The sequence below is a fragment of the Mesorhizobium sp. BH1-1-5 genome (assembly GCF_020165615.1).
Classification (GTDB): Bacteria; Pseudomonadota; Alphaproteobacteria; order Rhizobiales; family Rhizobiaceae; genus Mesorhizobium.
Window position 1 is genome coordinate 1 of record NZ_JAIUIM010000038.1, and the last position, 25,559, is coordinate 25,559.

Genomic DNA, 25,559 nt, shown 5'->3' on the forward strand with positions numbered 1-25,559 from the left:
CGTCAGGTTGCCGCCGACATTGATGAGGTCGTTGAACGCGCCGCCCGGCACATTCGCCTCGCCGAAATTGACGTTGAGATTGGAGTTCCCCAGCGCCAGATTGCCGTTGATGGTCAGCGTGCCTGGGGCATTGCCGGCGCCGCCGGGTGCGAACGTGCCGCCATCGGCCACCGTGACGCTGCCGCCTATGATGCCGGTGCCGCCGAGCGTCGCGCCGGTCGCGACATTGGTCTGGCCGGTGGCGGCCGATTGGTTGCCGTTGATGAGCAGCGTGCCGGCATTGATGTTGGTGGCGCCGCTGTAGCTGTTGGTGCCGGTCAGCGTTGTCGTCCCGGTGCCAAGCTTGTTGACCGAACCCGTGCCGGAGATGGCACCGTCGAAGCTGTAGTTGTTGTTCAGGTTGAAGGCGAGCGTGCCGTTGTTGGCCACTGTGGGTGTCGTCAACGTACCCGCTATCGCGCCGCTGCCTACCTGGAGCGTCCCGCCCTGGATCGTCGTCCCACTGCTGTAACTGTGGTCGCCAGTAAGCGTCAGCGTTCCGCTGCCCTGCTTGTCCAGGCTCTCGAACCCGCTGAGGCCTGCACCCTGCACTGTGCGATTCACCGTGTTGATTACCCGGAACGTGTCGCCCGCGCCCGTCTCGCCACCGGTGCCGGCGTTGACTGTTCCGGTGAGAACGGCGCCGTCGTTGAGCGTCAGCGTGTCGTTACCGGCGCCGAGGTTGAGGCCTCCGGCGCCGGTGTTCAACGTCCCGGTCAGATTGACGATGTCGCTGCCGCCGCCAAGGTCGCCAGCGGCCCTGAGCGTGCCTCCGTTGCCAACGTTGATCGTGCTCGCTCCAGCATCGCCGGTGAGCGCCGACGTGCCGCCGGCGGTCGTCCCAACCGTGCCGTTGACGGTGAGCGCCGAGGTGCCGGTCATGGCGATGGTCGGCGTTGTCAGCCCGCCATTCACCTGCAGCGTGCCGGCGCTGATGCTGGTCCCGCCGGTATCGTTGCCGGCAGCCGTCAGGACCGTCGTGCCGGCGCCGATCTGGGCGAGCTTGCCGGCACCGCTGATCGTGCCGGTGAAGTTGAACATATCGCTGCGGTTGAACGACAATGTTGAAGTCGAGTTGACGACGACGACGTTACCGGTACCGGCATTGCCGGACGTGCCGCCATTGCCGATGACCAGGTTACCGTCATTGATGACGGTGTTGCCGGAATAGCTGTTGTTACCCGTCAGCACCCAGGTACCAGAATCGTTCTTGGCAAGTTGAGTTAAGCCGCCGGGACCGTCGATGATGGTACCGCCCATCGTATTGAGGCCGGTGTTGGTGCCGCCCAGCGCGAGCGTGCGGTTGCCGCTTCCGATGTAGGCGGCCGACCCCGTGTTGCTGAAAACGACCGCGCCGGTGCCGGATGATTCGATGAAGCTGACGCCCGTCTGCAACGTAAACAGGCGGTCAGTCGTGTCGCCGGCGCCGGTATAGCGCAGCGTCGAGCCGCTGCCGATCACGAGATTGGAGGCTAGGTTCGTCGATTGGCCGATCGAGCTCGCCTGGCCGCCATCGCCAAGCTTATCGACGGCGAGCACGCCGCCGCTGATCGTCGTGGCGCCGGTATAGGTGCTCGACCCGTTCTTCAGCACCCAGGTGCCAGTCCCGGTCTTTGTCAGCGCAGTGGTGGCGCCGGCCGGATTGTCGATGCGAGCCGCAAGCGAGTTGCCGGCGGTGTTGGTGCCGGTCAGCGTCAGCGTGCGGTTGCCGGCACCGCTGAGCGCGGCCGCGCCCGTGTTTGTGAAGCTGACCGCGCCGGTGCCCGAAGCGTCGAGAGTGCCGCCGCTGGCCCCAAGCGTGAACAGCCGGTTGGTGCTGTCGCCGGTTCCAATATATTGCAGCGTACCGCCATTGAGGACGAGCTTGTCCGGTGTGGCGGCGGACGATCCGATCGAGCTGTTGCTGCCACCATTTGCAAGCCCCGTCACGGCGAGAATGCCGCCATTGATGACCGTGGAGCCTGTATAGCTGCTGACACCTGACAAAGTTTGCGTGCCGGCGCCGCTCTTCACCAGCCCACCAGTGCCGCTGATTGCACCACTGAAATTCTGGGAAGCGCCGTTGCTGATGGTGAGCGTTGCAGAACCCAGCGTCACGTTGCCGCCGCCCGCGAGACTGCCCACTGTGTTGCTTAGATTGGCAAGATCAAGGGTGGCTCCAGTGTTGACGGCCATCCCGCCAGTGCCGAAGGCGCTCGTCGATCCGGCCCGCAATGTGCCGGCCGTGACGGTCGTGCCGCCGCCATAATTATTCGTGCCGGAGAGTACGAGCGTGCCTGCACCGAATTTAGAGACGCCGCCGGTTGCTCCGGTGACCTGGCCACCAAAGGTCAGCGTCGTCGCGGCGTTCTGCACGCCGATCGCGCCGGTGACGGATCCCGGCATCGAGAAGCCGCGGTCGGTGGTGACGGTGCCACCGGTATAATTGAGCGTGCCGTTGACGAAGACCAGATTGGTCGAGGCACTCCCGGAAGAGCCTATATCGCTCTGCAACCCACCATTGGCCAGACAACTGACGTTCAGCGTGGTGCCGCTCTGGATCGTGGTCGCGCCAGTATAGCTGTTGCCGCAACCGGCGAACGTCTGCGACACTGTGCCCGGCGCGATGGTGACGCCGCCCGTCCCACTGATGCTACCCGAAAAGCTGCCACTGCCGTTGGTCGTCAGCGTCGCGGCGCCCAGCAGCACATTTCCGGTCCCACTAAGCCCCCTTACCGTGTTTGCGCGGCCGGCCAGGTCGAGTGTCGCACCGGTGTTCACCGTCATGAGGCCCGTGCCGAACGCACTGGTCGATCCGGCGCGCAACGTGCCGGCGCTCACAATCGTGCCGCCGGTATAATCGTTCGTACCGGACAGGATCAAGGTGCCGGTGCCATTCTTGGTCAGAGAGCCAGCGCCCGTCGCCACGCCGCTGAGCGTCAGCGTCGTAGAGGTCTGGGCGACCCCAATGGCGCCGCCTCCGGAGGCAAGCGTGAAGCCGCGGTTGCTGCTCGCCGTCGCGCCGAGAAATTCTAGTTCCCCCCCGCTCTGCAGCACCAGGTTCGAAGACGCATTGGACGATGCGCCGATGCTGCTGTTGGCGCCGCCATTGGCCAGTGTGCTCACGGCCAGAGTCCCCTGGTTGACCGTGGTGATCCCGACATAGTTATTGCTGGCGTTGGAGAGCGTCAGCGTACCGAGGCCGGTCTTGGTCAGGCCGGAATTGTCCGGGCTTGTGACTGCGCCGGAAAATTGCAGGTCCGTGCCTGCCTGCGTCACGTCGATCGTGCCTGCGGTTACGGCGCCGTTGGTGACAAGGGTGAAGCCGCGATCGCTCGCTGTCGAGAGCCCCGTGTAGCGCAGCGTGCTGCCTTCGAGCACCAGGTTGGAAGACGCATTGCTCGAGGCCCCGATCGCGCTCGCCGAGCCGCCATTCGCGATCGTGTTGACGGACAGCGCGCCTCCGCTCACGATCGTGGCCCCGGAATAGGTATTTGTCCCGGAAAGCGTGACGAGCCCCGTACCCGCCTTGGTGAACCCGGTCCCGCCACCACCGTTGTCGACGATGGTCGACGCGATGGTGTAGTTGCCGGTGCTATTCTGCAGCACGCCGAGCGTACCGCCACCTGCAGGGCCGGTCAGTTGGCCGCCGGTTATTGTCTGCGCATTGTTGCCGACCGACGAGGAGACGATGATGGTGCCATCCACGCCCAGTGTGTTGCCGCCGCCGATCGTCACCGTGCTTGACCGCGCGACCGTATACTTTAAGCCACCGAGTTGGACATTGCTCCCGACCGCGCCGAAGTAAGGCGTATTGGCGCTGCCGCCCTCGTCGCTGACGACATCCCCCGTTATCCAGGTGCCCGCATCATCCTTGGTCGCATAGCTAACGCGTGCGATGATGTTGCCGGCACCATCAACCTGGGCGTAGTCGGTCGTGACGCCTGTGGTGACTGTGGCCCAGCCGCCCAGAACCGTACTCGGCGTGGTCGTGATGCTGCCGGTGGTGGGCAGGACGAAATTGACGAGGCCGCTGGACCGGTTGATCGCGCCGAGATTGAGGGTCACGTTTCCCGATCCCGCGATGGTGTTGCCCCCCGCGGTGATGTTGGTCGCGGCGAAACTTTGCGTCTGGCCCGCCGAGCCTGTCACCTTCAACGTGCCCCCGGCCATGTTCAGGGTGGAGGCGCTGGAAATGATGTCGCTCGCCGGCGCGCTGGCCGCCGAGAAGTCCAGCGCCAGCGTGCCGCCACTGACGTTGGTCGTGCCGTTGTAAGTGTTGGCGCCTGTCAGAGTCAGAGTGCTCGCGCCCTGTTTGGTAAGCCCACCGGTGCCTATAATGCTCCCGGCAAACGTCGTGCCGCCGGATGCGGAATTGACCGTCAGGGTTCCACTCCCAAGGGCGACCGTTCCGCCGGTTCCGGCCAGACTCGTGGCCGCCAGGTTGAAATTGTTCAAGTCCAGCGTGCCGTTGTTGACGGTCACCGTCGTGGTCGTGCCGAAGGCCAAGGCGCTTCCCGCGCGCAGCGTTCCGCCGTCCACCGTTATGCCGCCAGTGCGGGTGCTGGCGCCGGTGAGTTCCCAGACGCCGGCGCCGTTGCTGGCGAGGTTGCCTGAGCCGGAGATCACGCCCGAGAAGGTATTGGGACCGCCCGTATAGGCGCCGCCAAAGGTGAGGGTCGAATTCGTATTGAGCGTGGCGCCGCCGCTCAGCGTCAGAGCGCCCGTCGTGCTGTCGTTGTTGATCGTACCGTTGGCGTTGGCCAAAGCCGTCCAGGTCCGGTTGCTGGAGGCTGCGCCGCCCGTATAGCTTAGAACACCGCCATTTGCCAAATTCACGCTCGTCCCAGCGCCGAGCGAGCTGTTCGCCCCCCCATTGGCCAGCACGCCCGCTTTGACGGTGACAGAACCGATCGAAGCCGTTGCGTTGAAGCTGTTGGAGTCGCCGAGCGTGATGGTGCGAGTATTGCTACTGCCTGAAAAGGAGACGCTGCCGAGACTTCCGCTGATTTGCCCCAGGAGCTGCATATCTGCGGAACTGGCCGCGAAGCCGACCCCTGTGCCAGCCGGGCCACCGAGCGCGATGTTACCTCGTAATGTCAGGGTTCCCGTGCCGCTGTTCACGAAAGACAGGTTGCCGCCAGCGGTGGGCAAAGCCCAATCGCGGTTCGAATCGCTTCCGGTCCCGACATACGAAAATGTGCCGGTGGCGCCGTTTATGCGCTGAACGGTAATGGTTCCATTCGAGCCGGCACCAGCCCCGAGCGCACTCACTTCGCCAAGATTGCCGACTGAGCTGAAAGTGATGTTATCGTTGGTACCGACTTGGATAGTTGTCTGTCCGGTATAGTCGTTGGCGTTGTTGGTAAGCGATGTCCGGAAAGCCGTAAGGCCACCGGCGCCCGTGTAGCGGGTGGAGGCGGCGCCGACGCCTGCGATAGTGGTTTGGCCACCGGCGCCAAGCGTGACGACGCGGCTTCCACTGAGAGCGCCGTTAATCGTCAGCTGCGTCCCTGCGGTGGTGAAAATTCCATTGCTCGAATTGCCGAGCGCCGCGTCGTTGGCGACGTTCAGGAAGCCGCTGTTCAGGTTGATATTGCCGGTATACGTGCCGGAACCGGCGAGGGACAGCGTACCCCCATTGACGTTCACGTCACCAACGAAGGTGTTCGCGCCACCGAGCGTCAGCGTACCGCTGCCTAGCTTCGTCAGGCCGGCATTGCCGGCAATTATCGAATTGATGGTGGCGGTGCCGGCGGCAACCGAAACGGTCGGCGTAGCGCCGGCGAGCGTCAGCGTGCCGCCGCCAATCGAGTAGCCTCCGACATTGAAGGTCAGGCTGCCTGCCGAGATCGAACCGCCGAGCGTTACGGCACCCGCCGTGCCGTCGAAGATGGCATTGTCGCCTGCGGCATTGTTCCAGACGTCCATCGGACCCGACACGCCGTTGCTGCTTTCATTCCAGAAGGGAGACGACGTGTTCCATGAGCCGATCCCGCCGAGCTCCACTCCCGTGCCGTTTACGTCCCAGTAACGATCGGCGGCACCGGCAGGGAGGGCTCCGAGCCCGACGAGCAGCGCGACGGGCAGGCGCGCGCCACGCAGGGCCGGAGCTGTCGTCGAAACCAGCTGGGCCAGATTGGGCGCGAAGCTGGCCGCCTGCCCCTTCCATTTGGTCATGCGGCCGCCGCGCAGAAGCTGCGAGTAAACAGACCTGTCGGCTTGCCTTGCCGACTGCCCCTGGAGGCCCGAACGCGCCTGGGAGGATGCGCGTCCGGGATGCCGGTGCCCGGCTTTCGATCTCGGATCGTGGCCGCCGTCGTCGTCGGCCCTCTGGTCGTGGATCGTCCCGCCGCAGGCCAACCCAGCCATGTATTCCCCCTAAATTAGCAAGCAATAATGCATCACGCTCCGATGAATCAGAGCACAATGTCGAAACAAGGCATGGAACCGCTGCTGCGTATTTCAAAAAACGGCGAAGTTTTGCAAAAAACTGCGGCCCGCTTACGGCCGAGCGCACCCTTGAGTGAAGCTGTTACATGAAAGGCACAAGTTGTTGTTGCACAATACTAATATAGGCTTAACGGCAGGCCGGTTCGCCTTCAGGATGAGGAGCGTAAGAGAGTCGGCGTGATGCCCCGATACTTTTTCATCGCCGCCGTCAGATGGCTCTGGCTGGAGAAACCGCTGAGATAGGCGACATCGGCAATCGTCAATTGCCCCTCCGCGAGAAGTCCCGCCGCGTGGTCGAGCCGCAAATCGAGGAGATAGCGATGCGGCGATTTTCCAAAGGTTTTGGTGAATGCGTGTGTAAATTGACGGGGCGACAGGTTCGCCAGCGCGGCAAGCTCGTTGACGGAGATCTTCTGTGCAAGATTGGCCTTCAGGAAGTCCTGAAGGCTGCGCGTCGCTTTCCGCGCCAGGCCGCCCTTGAAAGGTTGGGGCTCGGTGTCATCGGGCGCGGCATAAGCGTGAAGGAGATGCACGCCGAGGATCGCAATGAGGCGCTCGACGTAGAACTCGCTGGGGCCATGCTCCCTTGTCAGTTCTGCTTTGAGCAATTGCGCAATGCTCAAGGCGGTGTGGTCCACGGCACCGAAAGGTGGGGGCCTTAGCTCGGCTTGGTCAGAGCCGAATTGCTGCCGGGCAAGCTCTTTTAGGCTGTCATCCGGATAGACGATGATCGCGCTTTCCCGGGCCTTCGACAGATGGAGGCCAGCTTCGAGATCCGCCTGCTTGACGATGATGTCGCCCGCAGGAGCGTCATAGCGCTCGGCTTTGCCGTCGCCCAGTCTGGCGCACGTGCCCGGCGCAGATTCAAGGCCGACATAAACGACATGGTGACTGGCCGAAAAGGTGTGCAGCCCAGCCGGCAACAGAGAGTACGCGGCCACTCCCCGCCCGGTGCGTATCGCCGAAGCGTCGGCCGTCGAAAATATAGAGTCCAAATCAGCATCTGCTGAATGAGGCGCAGCATCAAGACGGTTTTCAGAAGAAGTCATGACGTTCGGCCCGCAATGTAGGCCATGCTTTATCAGCACTACCTAATATTGATTCGTTTTATTGGATCAAGGTTGCAACGTGAAACTGTACGATCGCGTTCCAACCGAGTCGTATTTATTAAACGAGCTACATTGGTCCATCTATCGGTGTCGGAACAGGAAAAACATTTGGATACTGCCCGGACTGGCCGCAAGGAATATGACTTTCGTCATCATCCCCAACGACAAGCTGATCGTGCGGACTTCGATTACATGATCGTCGTCGGAGAGCCGCCAAGCTCGACCTTGATGCGTCGAACGCTAGGCGCGATTTCCCACGGGCTTTACGCCGGCCCCGACTTCCTGGCCCGGCACGGAACGCCCGAAACACCGGCTGATATCGAGCGGTTGAACGGCGATCTACATGCGCAACAGCGTTGGCCGAACGTTGGCGACTCCGCGAGGCCAAGATCTTGCAGAGGCGAGGCACATCGGCAAATTCAAGGTCAATGACTACTGGATGACCAAGTACTTCACGGCGATTGGGTCAGCGATCAGCTACCTGCCCGACTTCTTCATCGAGTATGAAGTGGCGGCCGGTGCGCTGGTTCCGGTTCCGCCCGAAAGGCATTGGGAAAAGCGGTCGATCTATGCGCTTTCTACCCGGCACAAAGGCACCGCAGCCCGCGCGTGATGAAGTTCGTGGACACCGTGTCTCGCGAGTTCGACCAGGTCATCCGGTATCCCGGTTATCTGCTGGTCAAATTGCAGGAGAACTCCGAGGATGCGGCTTAGTCAGAACGACTCCATCGGTGAGCTTGGTGCTGCGGAACCGTCAGAAAATGCTTAGCTAGGGTTGCTTCGGCGACGTTGGGTGCGAGGCTGGATCAGGCAACAGCGGTTTGCCGATGCAGAAGCACCCAGGAAGAACATTGCCCGGCTTGAAGAAGAGCTGATTGCGGCACGCCCCGATAAACGCGCCAAGCTCCATGAGATCGGCGTTCAATTGCGGGCTCACAAGTCCCGGCTGGAGCAGCTGCAGCGCTGCATTCTCCCGATCGGCGGCAAGAAGATCAAAGGCCCAGCACGGTTTAATGCACTCGCACTGTACAATTTGCCAGTCCTTGCAGCGTCGGTTCGATCGAGGTCGTCCAAATCAGGACGCTGAGAAGCCGTGGAGTTTGTCTAGGTTCCAACTTGTTGTTTCTGGCGGCCGAAGATACTGTGGGCCGTCACCAAGGGGGATGGGACGTGGGGCTGCTGCTTAGGCGTATCTGGCTTGCGCTGACGGCAGTCATGGCGATCGTTCTCGCGACCCTGTCCATCCTGACCGTTCTCCAGCATGACGCCATATTGTCGAACCTGATCAGGCAGCGGCTTTCCGTCGTCGTCGGCTCGACCGCCGCGCCCTTCCGTTCCGTCGTCGACCTAGGCCTTCCGGTGTCGATGATGCGCAATGCCACCGAACTGCTCCTGCGCGCCCGGGAAACTGACCCCCTCATCAAGGCCGTCCACCTGATAAATCCTTCGGGGATAGTGGTGGATTCCACGCTCGCCGGCGACGTCGAACCGATGCCGCGCGAGATCGTCCGCGCCCTGGTCGACAGTGCGAACGGCAGGTGGACCGCCGAAACCGATACCGACCTGATCAGCGGCTACTCGATACTGGACGAAGGAGGGAGTCCGGTAGCTGGCGTTGTCGCCTCATACCCGAGGATCGAGTTGGAGTCGCGCAGTTGGGCGATCAGGCAGCGCATGGGGCTGGTCTCAGCCGTCTTGCTCGTGCTGTTTTCTGTGGTGTCCTACTTGGCACTCAGAGTTAGGATGCACGGCCCGATCGGCGAACTGCGGCGGATCGAGAAGCAGCTGGACGGTTCTGACGAACAAGCTTCCGCGGCGGCTTCCTTCCCGGAATTTTCGGAGATGCTGGAGCGAGCGTCGCTCGCCTACCGTTCCGCGCTGTCGGAACTCGCAAAATTCGGTCCACCGGCGCCGGACGCGTTGCCTGGCAACGATGCCGCCGCCTCAGTCAGGTTCGTCGGCATTGCCGAGACCGACCTCGCCAGGAACATCGCCAGGCGCCTGATGCCGCTGGTCGCAGCCATGGTGTTCGGTTCGGCGCTGGCGCTCGCCTATGTGGCCTATCTCGGCATCGACGAATCCTTCTCGCCCGAGATTGCGAAACGCACCGAGCTCATTGGTACCGTCGCTAACGCCAACATACAGCGTGCCATCGAGGCCGGCGTGCCGCTCGACCAGTTGGTTGGCGGCCAGGACTATTTTCAGGATCTGACGCAGAACCTTCCGGAGATATCCTATCTGGGGATCCTGCCGGGGAAGCCAATCCTCGAGATCGGCAAGAAGCGCTCGGCCTCGGAAGGCGTCTCGGAATTTCCGCTGTTGCTTGACGGGGAGACGATCGGAACGATCGTCACCGAAACCGATCCGCTCTATTTTGCGGCGCAGTTCCGCGACATGCTGCTCGACCTAAGCGTCGTGCTTCTCGTGATCGTGCTCTTTGCGTTCGAACTGGTGGTCGTGATGATGGCTTCGTCGGTGACGCTGCCGATCGACGGGCTCCAGCATGTCGCAGGGCTGCAGGCCGCGAGTGATTTCTCCAAGCGCTTGGCCGCCTCCGGCATGAACGTCATCGGCAGGCTGACCAATAGGATCTCGGAAAGAGCCGTTCGCCTCAATGGTATGTTTGCGGAGGCCTGGCGATCGGCGTTGGCCGGACAAAACCCGGAGGAAAGGGAGAGGCTCCTCGAATCTCTGGGACGGAGGTTCGGGCTTAGCAGATCGGGCGCCGAGGTCCTGCGTTTCTGCAGCTTGTCCGACGTCCGCCTCCCGCTCTTCCTCTTCGCAATGGCCGACGAACTGCCGCTGTCCTTCTTCTCGCTCTATGCGAGGGACGCTGACAACCCGATCACCTGGATAAGCCCCGGCATCGTGATCGGCCTGCCACTGGCCGCCTATCTGCTGGCGACCCTGTTCGGGGCGCCGCTGGCGCGGCCACTCGAACGCCGCTTCGGCTACAGGAACCTGTTCCTGGCGGGTGCCGGCATGTGCATGCTCGCCAATGTCGGCCTCTTCGCGGCCGGCAACATCGTCCACCTGATCGCCTGCCTCGCCCTCAACGGCCTCGGCTTCGTCCTCGCCTCGCTTTCCTGCCAGGACTACGTTCTGGACATGCTGCCGCCGGCCGTGCGGTCGCGCTCGATCGGCCTCATCAGAACCGCAATGTTCAGCGGAGTCTTCGCGGGCACTGCGCTTGGCGGCATCATCGCCGACCGGATGGGCCAGCGGGCGGTGTTCATCGTCTGCGCGGTGGTGATGGCCGTGTCAGCCGCTTTGATCTGGCACTACGTGCCGCAGTTCCGCGCCGGCATCCGCCAGACCGGCGAGCAGGAGGACACCCGGTTCTCGTTCAACCTTCTAGCGCCGATGCGCAGCGCGCGTTTTGCCGCCACCGCTTTCGGCATCATCGTTCCGCTGGAGATCGTAAATCACGTCTTCGTCTCCTATCTTCTGTCGCTGCAGATGGATGCACTGGGGTCGTCGGCCGCTGGCATCGGCCGCGCCATGATGTGCTTTTTCCTGATGCTTATCATTGGCGGGGCTGTCCATGATAAAGTGCCGCAACGATACTCGAATCCGGCGCTGGTCGCCTTCGCTTCGTCGGTTGTCTCGGGCGCAGTTCTGCTCGTTGCCGCCGCCTTCCCGTCGAGCGCAAGCATGTTTCTCGCCGCCGCAGGAACCGGGCTCGGATTGGGGCTGTCCGGCGGACCACAGGCGGTGCTGGTCATGGACCTTGCCGAAGGCCGGCTGTCGCATCTCGGGTCGAGCGTCGTACTCGGAACGACGCGCCTGCTGGAGCGAGGCGGCGCCGTCGCTGGCCTGGTGTTGACGGGCTTGCTCACCGGTTACATCGGATATTCCGGCGCCGTCGGAGCGATCGGGTGCCTTGTCCTGTTCGGGGCCGTTGTCTTTGCCTTGCTTCACACCGTCGGTAGAAATTGATGAGGAGGAATGTCATGAGAGGCATAACTGGAGCTTTGCTTGCCTTGGTGCTTGCCGCAGGCTGGTTTGCCTCGCCGGCGGAGGCCGCAAGGAAGACCATCGCCATGGTCGTCTGGATAGGCTGCGAGGATGTCTGTCGGGGGGTGAAGGATTTTGTGGCCGACAGCGGGTTGGATGCCGATGTAACCGTCTTCGACGCAGCCGAGGATCCGTCGAAGCTGCCCGGCATCGTCGAGAAACTGCGCAAGACGCGGCCCGACCTGGTGATCACCTGGGGAACCAAGGTGACGCTGGGCATCGTCGGCTCGCTCGACGAGCGGAACGATCCGCGCTTTCTCAGTGATATCCCCGTGGTCTTCACGGTGGTTTCCAACCCGGTCGGCACCAAGATCATCGAAAGTTACGAGCAGACTGGCAGGCCGAACGTCACCGGTACCCGCAACCGGGTGCCCGAAAGCGTAAACATCAAGAGCATCCGCCGCTACATGAAAGACTTCGCACACCTCGGAATCCTCTACGACGCCAGTGAGGCGAACTCCGTCGCAAAGGTGGACGAGATCAAGGCGCTGACGGGGGAGCTGAACTTCTCGCTGACGGCGCTTCCACTCGCCGCGAAGGCCGACGGCACGCCGGACCCGGCATCGGTCACGCCGAAGATGCAGGAGTTGAAGCAGGCTGGCGTGCAGTTCGTATATTTGGGATCGAGCACGTTCCTGGAGAAGCAGCAGGACCTGTTCACCGGGGCTGCCCTGGAAGCGGTTTTGCCTGTGCTGTCGCCCTATGAACATCTGGTTACCGAATCCAACGCGCTGATGTCGGTGGCCGCGCGCGACTACGATGTCGGCAGGCTTGCAGCCCGGCAGGCAAGTAGAATCCTCGTGGACGGCAGCCAGCCAGGCGACCTCCCGGTGCTCGCTATGGAAGAGTTCGCCTATCTGGTGAACATGCGCGTTGCCAAGCAACTCAACCTGTTTCCGCCCGTCGAGTTTCTACAATTTGTCGAGAAGGTCGAATAGGCGGTCGAGACTAGCCGAAGTGCGGAAAGTCAGTCGCTCAATCTGAGCGGATCACAAAGTCCGGAAGCGCCGCAACCATGACCTCCTGCGTGATAGCCGGCAACGTCTGCTTTCAGGATGTTGCGAAGTCGATCTCTACCACCGACATGAGGCGCGAAGCTGCCGTTCAAAGCATGGTACTTGGAAGTCGTACCGTCGCGCTATCGGGCGCAACGTGCCAAGGGGTCGATCCCTTCCAGAGCCATGCAAAAGCCGAATCTAGTATCCTACTTTGTCCATGAGCAGCCCCAATTCGGACTGCGGAGCGACCCAGAAAGTTCGAAAAGCTTCCAGGAACCCCAGCCACAATTTTCCGCTCATTGCCAGACGCCACAACGGCGCGTTCCCCGAAGCTCGCACGGCGATGATTGCCATGTGCTGATCAACGCTCAGGTTTCCGGGCGGTCGTTATCTCAGATCGCGCCCCAAGTGTTCGACGACAAATGTTTCGCTGTCGGCATTACCGGCCAGCAAATATCCAATTGGTTGTCGGACGGCAGCCCGTTTCGCATCCGCGTCGGGTTGCGGGCATCCTGTGCATATTTCAAGGCCGCGCCCATGCGGTTCAACGTCTTCATTATCGACATAGACTTCATCCTATTCGCCATGGCTGTAACGAGAACAAACCTCGCCGCCTTCACCGTGGCGATCTAAATGATCAACGATCGTTTCCGCCGCATTGCACGCAAGCACGAGGCCTGTAACGGGAACGACTGCCTTTGAAACATTTGTATGCAAACGAGCCGTCATGGCTTGCGAGGCGCCCCGGCAGCTTAGCCGGCTGCCGTTTGCCCAGTTGCGATTTCGAAACAAAGTCGCGCCTAAGCGCCATCAAACCGAAACCCAACTGCACGAAAACGGCCATCGACCGGCACGACCGGATTTTAGACAAAGGAAACTCGAAATGTCCAAGATTCTTCGCAATGCAATCCTCGCCGTTGTTGCTGTCTCTGGCCTGGCCGGCTCGGCTTATGCTCAGCAGGCAACTATCAATTCCTGCACCAATCCTGGCGATTACTGGACTCAGTGCCTGAATGGTGCGCATGGCAGCCACAATGACGGTCGCGGAAGCGATCGCCGTTAATCGGCACGTCCACTGAAAAAGAGCCCCGCGGGCATCTCGTCCGCGGGGCTCTTTGTGCCTGAAGTGGTGCCGTGACCGGCAAGCTAGTTTGCGCTGATTGCCAAATGGCGCCGGATTGACCGCGATAGAGGGCAATATTTCCCGCCACCGTCCCGCCGACTTCTCGCATTCAGGGGATGGTGCGCGCACGCCGGCTCGTCTTGCCGGCAGTTTGACTACAGCAATTTTTCCCAAGCCTGGAACCGACAACGCTGCAAGGGTCAGAGCATGGCCGCTGCCCTGTCGTTCCGTTGGAGAAAGATCATGCCAATGTCCACGTTTTTCACCGCCCTCATGTCCGAAGCTCCAGCGCCCGAGCGGCGGAAGGACATGGACCTCTACGGCTGGCTGATCGGCAGCTGGGACATGGATACGCTCCACCACCTCGGCGACGGCACGGTCGAGAAATGGGATGGCGAATGCCATTTCGGCTGGGTGCTCGAAGGCCGCGCCATCCAGGATCTTTGGATCAGGCCCAGGCGCCCTGCCCCGTCCATCATGTACGGCACGACCTTGCGCGTCTTCGACCCTTCTATCGGTGGCTGGCACATCATCTGGAGCGATCCGCTCAACCAGGATTATGCGCGCCAGATCGGTCGGGCGGAAGGCAGGGATATCGTCCAGATCGGCGAGGATTCGCGAGGCCTGCTGGCGCGATGGCGCTTCACCGGGATCGCTGCCGACAGCTTCCATTGGATCGGCGAAGAGCGGGCCGCCGAGAGCAACCCCTGGCGCGTGACCTATGAACATTTTGCGCGGCGGACGGGCTCCTGAAGCGTTGCCGGCGCGGACCGGCGCGGCCGCCCCAAAATTGCGGGCGGCATCGTATGGCTACTGGAACTCCGTCAGAGGCAAAACGATATCGTTGCACAGATTGCTGCTGAAGCTTTGCAGGGAGGCGCGGTCTATGCCGATCTGGCGGGCGCGCGCGAAAGCCTCCTTCGCCTCTTTGGTCTTGTTGGCTTTCAGATAATCGGACGATTTGACCAACCAGGCGGTCGTCACGAGCGAACGGCTCCAGCCGGATGGATAAAGCGAATACGCCTTCTCTCCGTATTTGATGGCGCCGTCGATGTCGCGAAAACGGAACAGCCTCAACCCGGCATAAGTGGCATTGGCCGGGCCGGAGGTCGCGTTCAGTTCCAGGTCACGCAGGTAGATCCTATCGGCGACATTGCGGTCGCCTCCCCAGTCATAGGCGAGGGCCAGCAGGGTGTCCTCGGGAAGCTTGCGCCTCTGGTAGAGGTTCATCACGTCGACATATCTGCCCTGTGCAAACAGCAGTTGCGCTTCGTGATAGCCGATCGACGTGGCGTCGTAGCCTTTCAGGCCAGCTTCATCGAGAAGCTTGGTCATGGCCGCCACCTCACCAAGGCTGAGGGCTAGGACGTAGACTCATAACCGCGTAGCCAGATGCGGATTGCGACGAGTTTGAGGGCAGCAAGATAGTTCTCAGCCAGCTTGTCGTATCGGGTTGCGATACGACGGAATTGCTTGGCTTTGTTGAAGAAGCGCTCGACGAGGTTGCGCGCCTTGTAAAGGAAGGGACTGAAGCAGATCGGTCCTTGCGATTGGCCTTGGGCGGGATATTGGCCCATGCCTTCTGGTCGGTGATCGCGGTGCGAAATGCGTTGGCATCGTAGCCCTTGTCGGCGAGCAGCATGGCACCCTCGGGCAAATCCTTGATCAGGTCAGCTGCGGAGGCGATGTCGCTCTTCTGGCCTGCCGTGAGCGTCAGCTTAATGGGCCTGCCTTGGGCGTCGACAAGAGCATGGATTTTGGTTGTCAGCCCGCCTCGGGAACGACCGAGACAATGATCTCGACCCCCCTTTTTGCCGTCGCGCCCTGCTGGTGGACACGAACAATGGAGGTGTCGATCATCTGCAACTTGCCGTCATGGCCTGTAATGTGCAGAAGCGTTTGCAGGCTTGATTACAGCCCGAGGTATTGAAGGGATATTCCTTCGCTCTTCAAACCGCACTCGATGCTCTTGGCCAGGTCATCGCTCGAAGCTCCGCGAGAACGGCGTTCTCGAAGTCCGACGGCTGGTGAAACTCGCTGGTGACCACGCCCAGCTTTCTCGGCGGCAGACCATCCCGCAAGGGAACAACGGCCAAGCCGGGCAGCGGGCACGATCTCGCTGCGATCTCGGGGACGACGGTCAGGCCGATATTCTCCCGCGCGAGCTGACAGCCGGTCATCAGCTGGCGCACCTCGACGACGGTTTTTGGCTGCAGGCCGGACCGTTCGGACATCATGGCGAGCCAGTTGCCCGAAGTCGTTCCCGAGGGGAAGCGGATGAAGGGTTCGGCGAGCACCAATTCGTCGGCAAGCTCGGACCGCGCCGCAAGCGGATGCGACGCCGCCATGACGACGCAGGCGCCGTCCTGGCAAAGCGGTTCGAACAGCAGCCCGGGCGACGGAACGAAGACGCTGCTGATGCCGAAATCGATCTCGTTCGACCGGACAAGCTGAAACGTCTCCTCGCTGTCGATCTCCACGATGTCGAGCACGTGGTTGGGGAACCGGGGCCGCAGCGCGTGGAAGGCCGGGCCGATGAACATCGCGGCGAAAGACGCCACGCTCGCAACGCGCAGGATCTGCTCGGTGCCGAGGCTGAGCGAGGCGAGCTGATCCACGATCGCCTCGTTGCCCGCAACGAGCCGACGCAGCCCCGGCAGCAGCGAACTGCCGGCGGGGCTGAGCCGGAGCCCTTCGCGGTCGCGCACCAGCAGCGTGAAGCCCAATTGCCTTTCCAGCTGCGTGACATGCTGCGAGATGGCCGGCTGGGTGAGGCCCAGCTCTTCCGCGGCCTGGGTGAACGAGTTCAGCTCCAGCACCGTCAGCAGGCTGCGCACGCGGCGCACGGATATCTCATCGCGTCGGGAAAGCATGACGGCACCTTCATAAGCGTCTTCTGGCGACCATAACGAAACGCTATTTCCTTGCTTATTCATAAGCAACTAGCGTCCGCCGCAAACGATGTGCGGAGACTTGGGATGACGGTTCGGGATTCAGGTGTTCAACGAATTCAAGCCCGCAGGAATCATTCCTGCTACGGAATGGGCCTGGGCATCATCATCCTCGACGAGGTGTATCCAGGCTTCCCGGGCGATGTGCGGAACGCCAGCGCCTATCCCTTTCCGATCCAGTATGAAATCGCCGAAGGCGTCGACATCCAGAACCTCGTGCGCGGCGACGACAAGAAAGCCCTGCTGGAGCCGATCGTCAGGGCCGCGCGGAAACTGGAACGCATGGGATGTCGGGCGATCGCCGCCGAATGCGGCTACTTCGCCTGGTTCCAGAAGGAGATCGCGGCCAGCGTCGACGTGCCGGTCTTCGCGTCGAGCCTGCTGCAGGTGCCTCTCGCCCAGATGACGATCGGCCCCGAAAAGGTCGTCGGCATTCTTGTCGCCGAGGGCGATCGGCTCAGTGACCGGCACCTGACTTCGGTGGGCGTGACGCTTGGCACGAACTACGTCGTTCACGGCGCAAAGGACGACGGCAAGACGCCCCAGTTCGACACGCTCTGGACGAAGGAGATCCGGCCCGAAATCCCGACCGCGGATTACGGCCTGGCGGAGCGCGACATCGTCAAGGTCGCGAAGGATTTTGCCGCCGCTCATCCCGACATGGGAGCCATGGTGCTCGAATGCACCGGGTTTCAGCCCTTCGGCCGGGCGATACAGCGCGAAATCGACATGCCCTTGTTCAGCTGGTCGACCTTGCTGGACTACGCCTATTCCGCCGCCGTGCACCGGGATTTCTACGGTCATGTCTGACGTGCGACATCAACCGAATGAAAAAGGCGCGGCCGAAACCGCGCCCTTCTCAAGTCGCTTCGAAGAGCCTTGGCTCTCCGGCTCCTAACCCGTGAGCTTTATTCCGCCGCCTCGTAGCCGGCGATGCCTTTGACCTCGAGGAAATCCTCCAGGCCGTATTCGGCATATTCGCGGCCGTTGCCGGACTGTTTGTAGCCGCCGAAGGGCAGGCCAGCGTCCCAGATCGGATAGTTGATGTAGACATTGCCGGAGCGCATGCGGGCAGCCACGTCGCGCGCCTTCTCAATGTCCTTGGCCTGGATGTAGGAGGCAAGGCCGTAGACGGTGTCGTTGGCCTGCTCGACCGCCTGCTCGACCGTATCGTAAGGCATGATCGACAGCACCGGCCCGAAGATCTCCTCCTTGGAGATGCGCATGTCATGCGTGACGTTGGCGAAGACGGTCGGGCGGACATAGTAGCCGCGATTGAGCTCGGCCGGGCGGCCGGGCCCGCCGGCGACCAGGGTGGCGCCCTCGTCGATGCCGCTCTGGATCAGATCCTGGATCTTGTCGAACTGGATCTGGCTCACCACCGGGCCGAGCTTGGACGCGGGCGCGTCAGCCGGGCCGACGGTGAACTTTTCCGCCGCCTTCTTCGCATAGCCGGTCGCCTCGTCGTGACGGTCGCGCGGCACGAACATGCGGGTCGGCGCGTTGCAGGACTGGCCGCTGTTGCCGAAGCAGCCGGCGACGCCCTTGGTGACGGCCCGCTCCAGGTCGACATCGGGGAACAGGATGTTGGCCGATTTGCCACCCAGTTCCTGATGCACGCGCTTGACCGTATCGGCGGCCGCCTTGGCGACCAGGATGCCGGCGCGGGTCGAACCGGTGAAGGACATCATGTCGACATCCGGATGGCTGGCCAGCGCCTGGCCGACGGTCGGGCCGTCGCCGTTGACGAGGTTGAACACACCCTTCGGCACGCCGGCCTCGTCGATGATCTCGGCGAAGATGATGGCGTCGAGCGGCGCGATCTCGGACGGCTTGAGCACCATCGTGCAGCCGGCGGCGAGCGCCGGACCGACCTTGCAGGTGATCTGGTTGAGCGGCCAGTTCCACGGCGTGATCAGGCCGACGACGCCGATCGGCTCCTTGACGATGAGCGACGAACCTTTGACGTGGCGGAACTGGAAGCTCTTCAGCACCTCGGCCATCTTTTCCAGATGCGCCTGACCGACGCCGACCTGGCTGTCCAGCGCCATCTGGCGCGGCGCGCCCATCTCGCGCGAGACGGCAAGCGCCAGGTCCCTGCTGCGCTTCTTGTAGATTTCGATGACGCGGTTGAGGATATCGAGCCGCTCCTCGACCGAGGTGAAGCCGAACGTGGCGAAAGCGCGCTTGGCGGCGGCCACCGCCTTGTCGACATCGGCCTTGGAGCCGAGTGATATCTGCGCGAAAGCGTCTTCGTTCGAAGGATCGATCACGTCGAGAGTGTTCGGCACCACGGGATCGACCCAGGCGCCGTCGACATAGAACTGCAGATCGTGTGACATGGTTTCGCTCCTTGCGGGCCGGTTTTGCTCGATTGTGGTGAGGTGATCGTCGTATATCGTCAGAAATAACGATGCGGCATGCACTCTGTCAAACGCAAGCTTGAAGTGCTTGAGCCAGCACGTCGGGTGTTACGCCAGAGAGCCGGTACCCTGATGGGATGGGCTAGAGCAGCGTATGGCCCGCCGCGCCCAGCAAACGTGTCGCCGCGGCCCCGTCCGAGGCCTTCACCAACAAGTGGTCGCCGTCGAAGGTAGAGACGACGAAGACGCCCAGACCATTTTCCGACAGCGGCCTGACGACCGACAGCACGATGCCCGTTTCGCCGAAGGCGAAGGGGCCTTCGAATTTGAAGGCGACCCAGTCGTTGTCCTGCCTGACGGCAGCCGGTACACGCTCCTGCAAACAGGCGATCGACAGTTCATCCTCCGTCCTGCTGATGCTGACGAAGCCCGGGCCGTCCGCCCAACCGGGAATGCCGTCTCCAGCCTCAAGCCTCGAAATCGCATAAACACCGGGGAGTTGCTTCAATCTGATCCGGGCAGCCATTCGTTGGACTCCGTCTCTGGTTTACGCGGTCACGGAAGGTTCTTGCTCATATAGACCGTCGTGCCGTTCATGAACGGCTCCTCACGGTCGATCGCATAGCCGAGCCTTTTGTACAGCGACACATTCGCCTCGAAGGCGCCGTTGGTCAGCAGGCGAAGTTCGCGCAAGCCTGCTTCAACGGCCGTGCGCTCGGCGCTTTCAAGCAGCTTGCGCCCGATACCCCTGCCCTGCGCCTCGGAGGCCACGGCGACGTTCTCGATCCAGATATGGTCGTCATGCGTGATGGTTTCGATCAGGCCGACGATGCGGCCGTTCTCGATGGAGAGATCGAATTGGTGCTCCTGAAGCGCCTTGTCGTAATCGGCGCGCATCGGCAAGGGCTCGCGGCCGATCACCGGCACCCATCTGGCATAGGCTTCGCGCACGATGTCGCGGATAGCGGCGGCATCCGCCGCCTCGGCCGGCCGAAACCGGATGGAGGAATTGTTGGCCATCAGAGGCTCCAGATATGAAAAACCCGCCGGCGGGCGGGTGGCGCGGGAAACGAACGAACCGGACTATGTCGTCGGGTTTTGTCGTCGCGCGATCAGCCTGCCGCTTCGCATTGTGCGGAGGCAGCGTTGCTTGGTGTCGGCAGGCACAGCGGCAAACATGGCGGCATGGTTGGAGCAGGAACCGGCGAGCGTCAAGACATCGCCCGGTCCGGCCATTGGGCCAACCGTCGGCAAGGCGGCCGGACATTATCCAGAGCGGATGTCCTCAAACCGATGCGGCGTGCGTCACGCTCGGCCAGGCCGCCAGCAATTCCTTCGTATAGGCCTCGCGCGGCGCACCGAAGAGCGCCCCCACCTCGCCGATCTCCACCACCTTGCCCGCGCGCATCACGACGGCGTTCTCGGCGATCAACCGCACCACCGCCAGATTGTGGCTGATGACGACAAGCGTGATGTTCTGCGCGCGCCTGATGTCCTGCAGCAGATTGAGCAGGTCGCCCTGGACGGAGACGTCGAGGCCGGCGGTCGGTTCGTCCGCGATCAGGATGGAGGGCTTCATCAAGAGCGCGCGCGCGATCGCCACCCGCCGCGCCTGCCCGCCGCTGATCTCATGCGGGTATTTGTCGATGACACTGTCGGGCAGGCCGAGCCGTTTCAGGATGACCAGCAGACGCTCATGCGTCGCCGCATGCGGCTCTTTCAGCACCGTGCCGACTTCGTTCATCAGCGTGCGGATGCGGCTGCGCGGCGACAACGAGGCGGCTGGGTCCTGGAAGATCGGCTGGACAATGCGGGCGCGCTGCGTGAGCGCGGCGCGCCCTTGCTGCAAAGGGGTGCCGAGGATGCGTATCTCGCCCGCGTCCAGCCGCTGCAGGCCGAGCATGGCGCGCATCAGCGTCGTCTTGCCGGATCCGGATTCGCCGACGATGCCGAAGCATGTGCCCTGCGGGATCGACACCGAGACGCCCTCCAGCGCCACGGTCTGGCCAAAGCGCAGTTGCGCGTCATGAACAGCGATCGCATCGGTCATGGCGTCACCAGCCGAAGGCAGCGGGCGGCATGCGCCGCGTTTCCGGCAACGGGATAGTCGCCGGGGACCACCTTCGCGCAATCCTCGAACGAGACGTCGCAGCGGCCGTTGAAGATGCAGCCGGGCGGCCGCCTGCGTGGATCGGGCAATTCCCCGGCGATGACGGTGAAGCGATTCTGAGCGGCGTCGGCATGGCGCTCGCGGTCGATCGGGACCTCGCAGTCGAACAGCATGCGCGTATAGGGATGGCCGGGCTGGCGCTGGACGTCCCGCACCGAACCGCTTTCCAGCCGCTCGCCGGCGTAGAGCACCGCAATGCGGTCGCAATGCTCGGTGACCAGACCCAGGCTGTGCGTGATCAGCAGCACGGCGCAGCCGATGCGATCACGCAGACCGATGATTTCGCGCATGATCTGCGCCTCGACGGTGACGTCGAGGGCCGTGGTCGGTTCGTCGGCGATCAGCAATGCCGGCTCCGACAGCAGCGCCATGGCGATCACCACGCGTTGGCGCATGCCGCCGGAGAGTTCATGCGGATACTGTTCCATCCGCTGCTTCGGATTGCCGAGCTTCACCTTCGCAAGCGCATCCTCGGCCTGGGCCATCCGGGTCTTGCGGTCGCTGGCGGGCGCGCGCCGGCGCAAAACCTCGATCAGCTGCGTGCCGATGGTGAAGACTGGATTGAGCGACAGCATCGGATCCTGGAAGATCATCGCCATGCCGCGGCCGCGCAAGGGTGCCGTCGCATTTGGCCTGGTCAGGTCGAACCGCCTGCCTTCGATGGTGGCGGTGCCCGAGGTCACCCTGGCATTGTTGGCGAGCAGTCCCATCAGCGCGAAGGCGACCGTCGATTTGCCGCTGCCGGATTCGCCGACAAGGCCGAGCATCTCGCCCTTCTGGATGTCCAGCGACACGTCGCGCAAGGCATGCGCCGTGCCGATCGGCAGGCTGTAGTCGACCGAGAGATTGCGCAGCGAAATCGCCATCAGCGCGCCCCCGCCGACTTGGGATCGATGACACGGCGCAACGCTTCGCCAAGCAAGGTGGCGCCGAGCGTCGCGACCGCCAGCACCAGCGCTGCGGTGATGGTCGGCCACCAGGATTGGTTGATCGACACGAAACCATCCTTGATCAGCGTGCCGAGCGAGGATTTCGGCGGCTGCACGCCAAAGCCGAGGAAGGACAGGGACGCCTCGAAGGCGATGACGACCGGCAGGTTCATGCTGGCGAGAACGATGATCGGTCCGGCGACGTTGGGCAAATAGTGCCTGACGACAATCGTCACGGGATGCACCGCCAGCATGCGCTCGGCCTCGATGAAGCTCAGATTGCGCAAGGTGCGGGCCCGCGCCCGGGCCATGCGCCCGAATTGCGGGATGAAGACGACCGTGACAAGAAACACGAAGGTGGCCGAGCCCTTGCCGTAAAGCGCGATCAGCGCAAAGGCCAGGATCAGCGGCGGAAAGGCGTTGACGATATCGAAGACCGCCGTCACGGCGCGATCGACCCAGCCGCCGGCAACACCTGCGACAATGCCGATCAGCGAGCCGATCACCGACGAGATGACGACGATCAGTACCGCCAGCGTCAGCGCATAGCGCGTGCCGACCGAGGTGCGCGCCAGGAGGTCGCGGCCGAGATTGTCGGTGCCGAGCAGATGCGCCACGCCCGGCGCCGCGAAACGCGCCTTGATGTCGAGGACATTGGGATCGGGACTGACCAATGGCCCGAGCAGCGCGAACGCCAGGATGGCAATGGTGAAGGCGAGGCCGAGGCGGCCGTCGCGTTCCGAGCAGATGCGCTTCAGCGCCCAAATCGCCTCGCTCATCCGCGCCCCGCGGCAATACGGGGATCAAGCAGCGCGTTGATCATGTCGACCACGAGATTGGCGAGGATGTAGAAGGCGACGATGAAGACCACGCAGGCCTGGACCACCGGATAGTTGCGCTGCGCGATCGAGTTGAAGATCAGGCTGCCGATGCCCGGCCGCGCGAAGATGATCTCGACCACGACCGAACTGCCGATCAGGTCGCCAAGCCCGATGCCCAGGATCGACACCACCGGCACCAGCGCGAGCTTCAGCGCGAAGAGGCCGACGATGCGGTATTCGGAAACGCCATAGGCGCGCAGCGTGCGCACATGAAGCTCGGCCAGCGTGTCGAGCAGCGCTGCCCGCACCAGCCGCGAAATATAGCCGACCCAGCCCAGCGCCAGCGCCACGCTGGGCAGCACCAGATGCTGCAGGCGGTCGACGATGTCGCCGGGATTGCCGGCGCCGGCCACCGGCAGCCAGTGCAAGCCGATGGCGAAGACGAGGAAGAGCACGACCGAGACCACCAGCGTCGGCGTGGTGATAAAGGAAATCGACAGCAGCGCCAGGCCGCTGTCCAGCCACGAGCCGGGCTTCAGCGCGGCGATGACGCCGATCGGGATGCCGACGACAAGCGCCAGCGCCAGCGCGCTGAAGGCCAGCGCCAGCGTGTTGGGGATGACCTCGAGCACCAGATCGAGGATTGGCCGGTGCGAGACGACATCCTGGCCGAAATTGCCCGTCGCCGCGTGGCTGACGAAGAGCCAGAGTTGTTCGGCCAGGCTACGGTCGAGGCCCATGTCATGCACGATCTGCGCGCGCAATTCCGGCGTGGCGCGTGGGCCGAGCATCACCGAGGCGAAGTCGCCCGGAACCAGGCGCACCATCAGGAACAGGAGCAGCGTGGCGCCGACGATGGTCAGCATCACCGAAGCAAACCGCGTCGCGATGAAGGCGGCGGTCCGTTGCCATCTGGTCATCCGGCTGGCCCTTCCAGGTCCATCGCTGTTCTCTTTGTCCGACGTTGTCCCGGACGGAAGGCTACGGCGAAGGCGCCGAGCCCGACCGTTTCCGGGCAGAAAGTCGTTTCACACTTTTCCTGGATTGCTCGGTCGCCCTCACGCCTTGTCGAAGAACTCGAACTGCCAATCCTTGCCGTTGGGAAGGAACATCGGCTTCAGCCAGGTCGCATCGACAAAGAAGTTGCGGCCATGGGTGATCCAGATGCACGAGGCCGATTCATCGAGCAGTTTCTGCATCTTGATATAGATTTCCTCGCGCTTGGCTTTATCCAGCGTTTCCAACCCTTCCTGATGCAGCTTGTCGAATTCCGGGCTGTTCCAGCGTTGCCAGTTCCACAGGCCGATCTGGCTGGCCAGGAACCACTGTGTCTGGAAGCTCGGATCGAATTTGGACGTATAGGGGATGAGCGTCAGCTCGAGGTCCTTGCTGGCATTATCGGCGCCGAGCGCCCAGTAGGCGCCTGAATCCATGGCGTTGATGTTGATGGTGATGCCGACCTCGGCAAGATTGGCCTGGACGATCTGAGCGACGGCCAGCGACGTGGCGTCGTTGAGGCAAGTGAAGGTGAAAGTCAGGTTGGACTTGCCAGCCTCGCTCAGCAGTTGCTGGGCCTTGGCGACGTCACGGTTGTAGAGCGGCGCGTCGGCCCAGTTGCCGAGCAGGCCAGGCGCCAGCAGCGTCTTGGCGCGCGAGGTGGCGCCGGAATAGGCGCCCTGGATGATGGCGTCGATATCGATCGCCCAGCGGATCGCCTGGCGCACCTTCAGGTCAGCCAGATCACCCTTTTCGACGTTGATGCCGATCCAGGTGTAGTCGATGCCCGGGATATCGATGACCTTGGTGTCCGCCAGCCCCTTGGCGGTGTCGAGCTGATCGGCATCGAAGGCGGTGAAATCGAGTTCCTTGGCCTGGTAGGACAGGAACGAGGTCTTGTGTTCCGGGATGATCTTGCCGGTGATCTCCTCGAAATGCGCCTTGTACGGGCCCTTGTAGTCGGGGTTCGCGGCAAGCACGAACTGTTCCTTCGGCCGCCATTCCCTGAGCACCATCGGACCGGATCCGATCAGCGTCGTGGCGATCTTGTCGCCGAGCTCTTCGGTCGCCTTTTTCGACAGAATTGCGCCCGAGGCGTCGCAGATACCGATCAGCCACAGCGCCGCCGATGGATGCTTGAGGGTGAGCTTGCCCGTGTATTTGCCGGTGACCTCGACCGACTTCAGCGCTTCCATGTCATCGGCATAGGTCAGTTTCTTGCCGTTCTTGTCGCCATTGATGTAGCGGTCGAAGGAGAATTTGACGTCGTCCGCCGTCATCTCGCCATAGCCGCCGGTGAACATTTGACCCGGATTGAGCTCGAAATCGAACTCGGTATCGGAAATCTGCTTGATCTCCTTGGCCGCGTCGTTCGTCCAGGTGAGCTTGCCCGGCTCGAAACGAACCAGCGTCTGGCAGACCGAGCGGATGATGTTGCCTTCGGTGGTGCCGACGCGGTTGCCCGGGTCGAGATTGCCGATATCCGTGTCGAGCGCGATGATCGGATTGGTTCTGGCGGCGGCAAAGGCGAAGCGGGCGTAGGGCAGGATCGCCAATGCCGATGAGCCCGCCAGGAAGGTTCTGCGGTCGAGTTTCATGCGCATTTCATTC

At 62.6% G+C, this 25,559-nt stretch carries 20 protein-coding genes and 1 pseudogene; 8 read left to right on the forward strand and 13 right to left on the reverse strand.

Features of this window, described 5'->3' with window-relative positions:
• Both LB572_RS31730 and LB572_RS31735 read right to left on the reverse strand, forming a co-directional pair.
• On the reverse strand, positions 1-6,198 hold a 6,198-nt coding region (locus LB572_RS31730; protein WP_224670565.1), incomplete at its 3' end, for a beta strand repeat-containing protein.
• 422 nt (positions 6,199-6,620) lie between these two features.
• Positions 6,621-7,520 carry a helix-turn-helix domain-containing protein gene (locus LB572_RS31735; protein WP_140801319.1) on the reverse strand — a complete coding sequence of 300 codons (900 nt, stop codon included), beginning with the start codon at positions 7,518-7,520 and terminating at the stop codon, positions 6,621-6,623.
• Between the two features lie 403 nt (positions 7,521-7,923).
• Between LB572_RS31735 and LB572_RS31740 the strand changes: the two genes are divergently transcribed.
• From LB572_RS31740 to LB572_RS31770, 7 genes are all read left to right on the forward strand, one after another.
• Positions 7,924-8,193 carry a hypothetical protein gene (locus tag LB572_RS31740; protein WP_224670566.1) on the forward strand — a complete coding sequence of 90 codons (270 nt, stop codon included), beginning with the start codon at positions 7,924-7,926 and terminating at the stop codon, positions 8,191-8,193.
• A 180-nt stretch (positions 8,194-8,373) separates the two neighbouring features.
• A complete protein-coding gene (locus LB572_RS31745; protein ID WP_224670567.1) occupies positions 8,374-8,667 on the forward strand; it encodes a hypothetical protein in 294 nt (97 codons plus the stop codon).
• An 83-nt stretch (positions 8,668-8,750) separates the two neighbouring features.
• Positions 8,751-11,519, forward strand: a complete 2,769-nt coding sequence (locus LB572_RS31750) for an MFS transporter (RefSeq protein WP_224670568.1) — start codon at positions 8,751-8,753, stop codon at positions 11,517-11,519.
• A 47-nt stretch (positions 11,520-11,566) separates the two neighbouring features.
• Entirely contained in the window at positions 11,567-12,535 is a 969-nt protein-coding gene (locus tag LB572_RS31755; protein ID WP_224670597.1) for an ABC transporter substrate-binding protein, read from the forward strand.
• Between the two features lie 414 nt (positions 12,536-12,949).
• Positions 12,950-13,228: a hypothetical protein gene (locus tag LB572_RS31760; protein WP_140801314.1), complete on the forward strand. Its 279-nt coding sequence runs from the start codon at positions 12,950-12,952 to the stop codon at positions 13,226-13,228.
• Between the two features lie 250 nt (positions 13,229-13,478).
• Entirely contained in the window at positions 13,479-13,658 is a 180-nt protein-coding gene (locus LB572_RS31765) for a hypothetical protein (protein ID WP_224670569.1), read from the forward strand.
• A 303-nt stretch (positions 13,659-13,961) separates the two neighbouring features.
• Positions 13,962-14,471: a hypothetical protein gene (locus LB572_RS31770; RefSeq protein WP_224670570.1), complete on the forward strand. Its 510-nt coding sequence runs from the start codon at positions 13,962-13,964 to the stop codon at positions 14,469-14,471.
• A 57-nt stretch (positions 14,472-14,528) separates the two neighbouring features.
• Here LB572_RS31770 and LB572_RS31775 read toward each other — a convergent pair whose 3' ends face one another.
• From LB572_RS31775 to LB572_RS31785, 3 genes and pseudogenes are all read right to left on the reverse strand, one after another.
• Positions 14,529-15,053 carry a hypothetical protein gene (locus LB572_RS31775; RefSeq protein ID WP_224670571.1) on the reverse strand — a complete coding sequence of 175 codons (525 nt, stop codon included), beginning with the start codon at positions 15,051-15,053 and terminating at the stop codon, positions 14,529-14,531.
• A gap of 26 nt (positions 15,054-15,079) precedes the next feature.
• Positions 15,080-15,596, reverse strand: a pseudogene (locus tag LB572_RS31780) (IS5 family transposase); the annotation flags it as partial.
• A gap of 71 nt (positions 15,597-15,667) precedes the next feature.
• Complete coding sequence (locus LB572_RS31785; RefSeq protein ID WP_181179044.1) at positions 15,668-16,564, reverse strand: LysR family transcriptional regulator; 897 nt, start codon at positions 16,562-16,564, stop codon at positions 15,668-15,670.
• Positions 16,565-16,696: 132 nt separating this feature from the next.
• Between LB572_RS31785 and LB572_RS31790 the strand changes: the two genes are divergently transcribed.
• Positions 16,697-17,479, forward strand: a complete 783-nt coding sequence (locus LB572_RS31790; RefSeq protein ID WP_140801309.1) for an aspartate/glutamate racemase family protein — start codon at positions 16,697-16,699, stop codon at positions 17,477-17,479.
• A 98-nt stretch (positions 17,480-17,577) separates the two neighbouring features.
• Here the strand turns inward: LB572_RS31790 and LB572_RS31795 are convergent, their stop codons facing one another.
• The 8 genes from LB572_RS31795 to LB572_RS31830 all read right to left on the reverse strand — a co-directional run bounded on the left by LB572_RS31795 (position 17,578) and on the right by LB572_RS31830 (position 25,552).
• Positions 17,578-19,011, reverse strand: coding sequence for an aldehyde dehydrogenase family protein (locus LB572_RS31795; RefSeq protein ID WP_224670572.1), 1,434 nt, complete (start codon positions 19,009-19,011; stop codon positions 17,578-17,580).
• Between the two features lie 163 nt (positions 19,012-19,174).
• A complete protein-coding gene (locus LB572_RS31800) occupies positions 19,175-19,558 on the reverse strand; it encodes an ACT domain-containing protein (protein ID WP_224670573.1) in 384 nt (127 codons plus the stop codon).
• Between the two features lie 29 nt (positions 19,559-19,587).
• Positions 19,588-20,052 carry a GNAT family N-acetyltransferase gene (locus tag LB572_RS31805; RefSeq protein WP_224670574.1) on the reverse strand — a complete coding sequence of 155 codons (465 nt, stop codon included), beginning with the start codon at positions 20,050-20,052 and terminating at the stop codon, positions 19,588-19,590.
• Between the two features lie 265 nt (positions 20,053-20,317).
• On the reverse strand, positions 20,318-21,082 hold the full coding sequence (locus LB572_RS31810; RefSeq protein ID WP_224670575.1) for an ABC transporter ATP-binding protein: 765 nt from the start codon (positions 21,080-21,082) through the stop codon (positions 20,318-20,320).
• Complete coding sequence (locus LB572_RS31815) at positions 21,079-22,068, reverse strand: ABC transporter ATP-binding protein (protein WP_224670576.1); 990 nt, start codon at positions 22,066-22,068, stop codon at positions 21,079-21,081. The genes LB572_RS31810 and LB572_RS31815 overlap by 4 nt, the downstream gene beginning before the upstream one ends.
• Entirely contained in the window at positions 22,068-22,910 is an 843-nt protein-coding gene (locus tag LB572_RS31820) for an ABC transporter permease (RefSeq protein WP_140801303.1), read from the reverse strand. The genes LB572_RS31815 and LB572_RS31820 overlap by 1 nt, the downstream gene beginning before the upstream one ends.
• Positions 22,907-23,872 (reverse strand): ABC transporter permease, encoded by a 966-nt coding sequence (locus LB572_RS31825; protein ID WP_224670577.1) that lies wholly within the window; start codon positions 23,870-23,872, stop codon positions 22,907-22,909. The genes LB572_RS31820 and LB572_RS31825 overlap by 4 nt, the downstream gene beginning before the upstream one ends.
• Before the next feature lie 138 nt (positions 23,873-24,010).
• Entirely contained in the window at positions 24,011-25,552 is a 1,542-nt protein-coding gene (locus LB572_RS31830) for an ABC transporter substrate-binding protein (protein ID WP_224670578.1), read from the reverse strand.
• Between the last annotated feature and the right edge of the window lie 7 nt (positions 25,553-25,559).

Coding starts and splice junctions, on each gene's coding strand:
- LB572_RS31825 (WP_224670577.1), bottom strand. CDS start 23,872: ATGACCAGATGGCAACGGACCGCCGCCTTCATCGCGACGCGGTTTGCT.
- LB572_RS31820 (WP_140801303.1), bottom strand. CDS start 22,910: ATGAGCGAGGCGATTTGGGCGCTGAAGCGCATCTGCTCGGAACGCGAC.
- LB572_RS31830 (WP_224670578.1), bottom strand. CDS start 25,552: ATGCGCATGAAACTCGACCGCAGAACCTTCCTGGCGGGCTCATCGGCA.
- LB572_RS31765 (WP_224670569.1), top strand. CDS start 13,479: ATGTCCAAGATTCTTCGCAATGCAATCCTCGCCGTTGTTGCTGTCTCT.
- LB572_RS31805 (WP_224670574.1), bottom strand. CDS start 20,052: ATGGCCAACAATTCCTCCATCCGGTTTCGGCCGGCCGAGGCGGCGGAT.
- LB572_RS31795 (WP_224670572.1), bottom strand. CDS start 19,011: ATGTCACACGATCTGCAGTTCTATGTCGACGGCGCCTGGGTCGATCCC.
- LB572_RS31770 (WP_224670570.1), top strand. CDS start 13,962: ATGCCAATGTCCACGTTTTTCACCGCCCTCATGTCCGAAGCTCCAGCG.
- LB572_RS31800 (WP_224670573.1), bottom strand. CDS start 19,558: ATGGCTGCCCGGATCAGATTGAAGCAACTCCCCGGTGTTTATGCGATT.
- LB572_RS31815 (WP_224670576.1), bottom strand. CDS start 22,068: ATGGCGATTTCGCTGCGCAATCTCTCGGTCGACTACAGCCTGCCGATC.
- LB572_RS31790 (WP_140801309.1), top strand. CDS start 16,697: ATGACGGTTCGGGATTCAGGTGTTCAACGAATTCAAGCCCGCAGGAAT.
- LB572_RS31775 (WP_224670571.1), bottom strand. CDS start 15,053: ATGACCAAGCTTCTCGATGAAGCTGGCCTGAAAGGCTACGACGCCACG.
- LB572_RS31810 (WP_224670575.1), bottom strand. CDS start 21,082: ATGACCGATGCGATCGCTGTTCATGACGCGCAACTGCGCTTTGGCCAG.
- LB572_RS31740 (WP_224670566.1), top strand. CDS start 7,924: ATGCGCAACAGCGTTGGCCGAACGTTGGCGACTCCGCGAGGCCAAGAT.
- LB572_RS31735 (WP_140801319.1), bottom strand. CDS start 7,520: ATGACTTCTTCTGAAAACCGTCTTGATGCTGCGCCTCATTCAGCAGAT.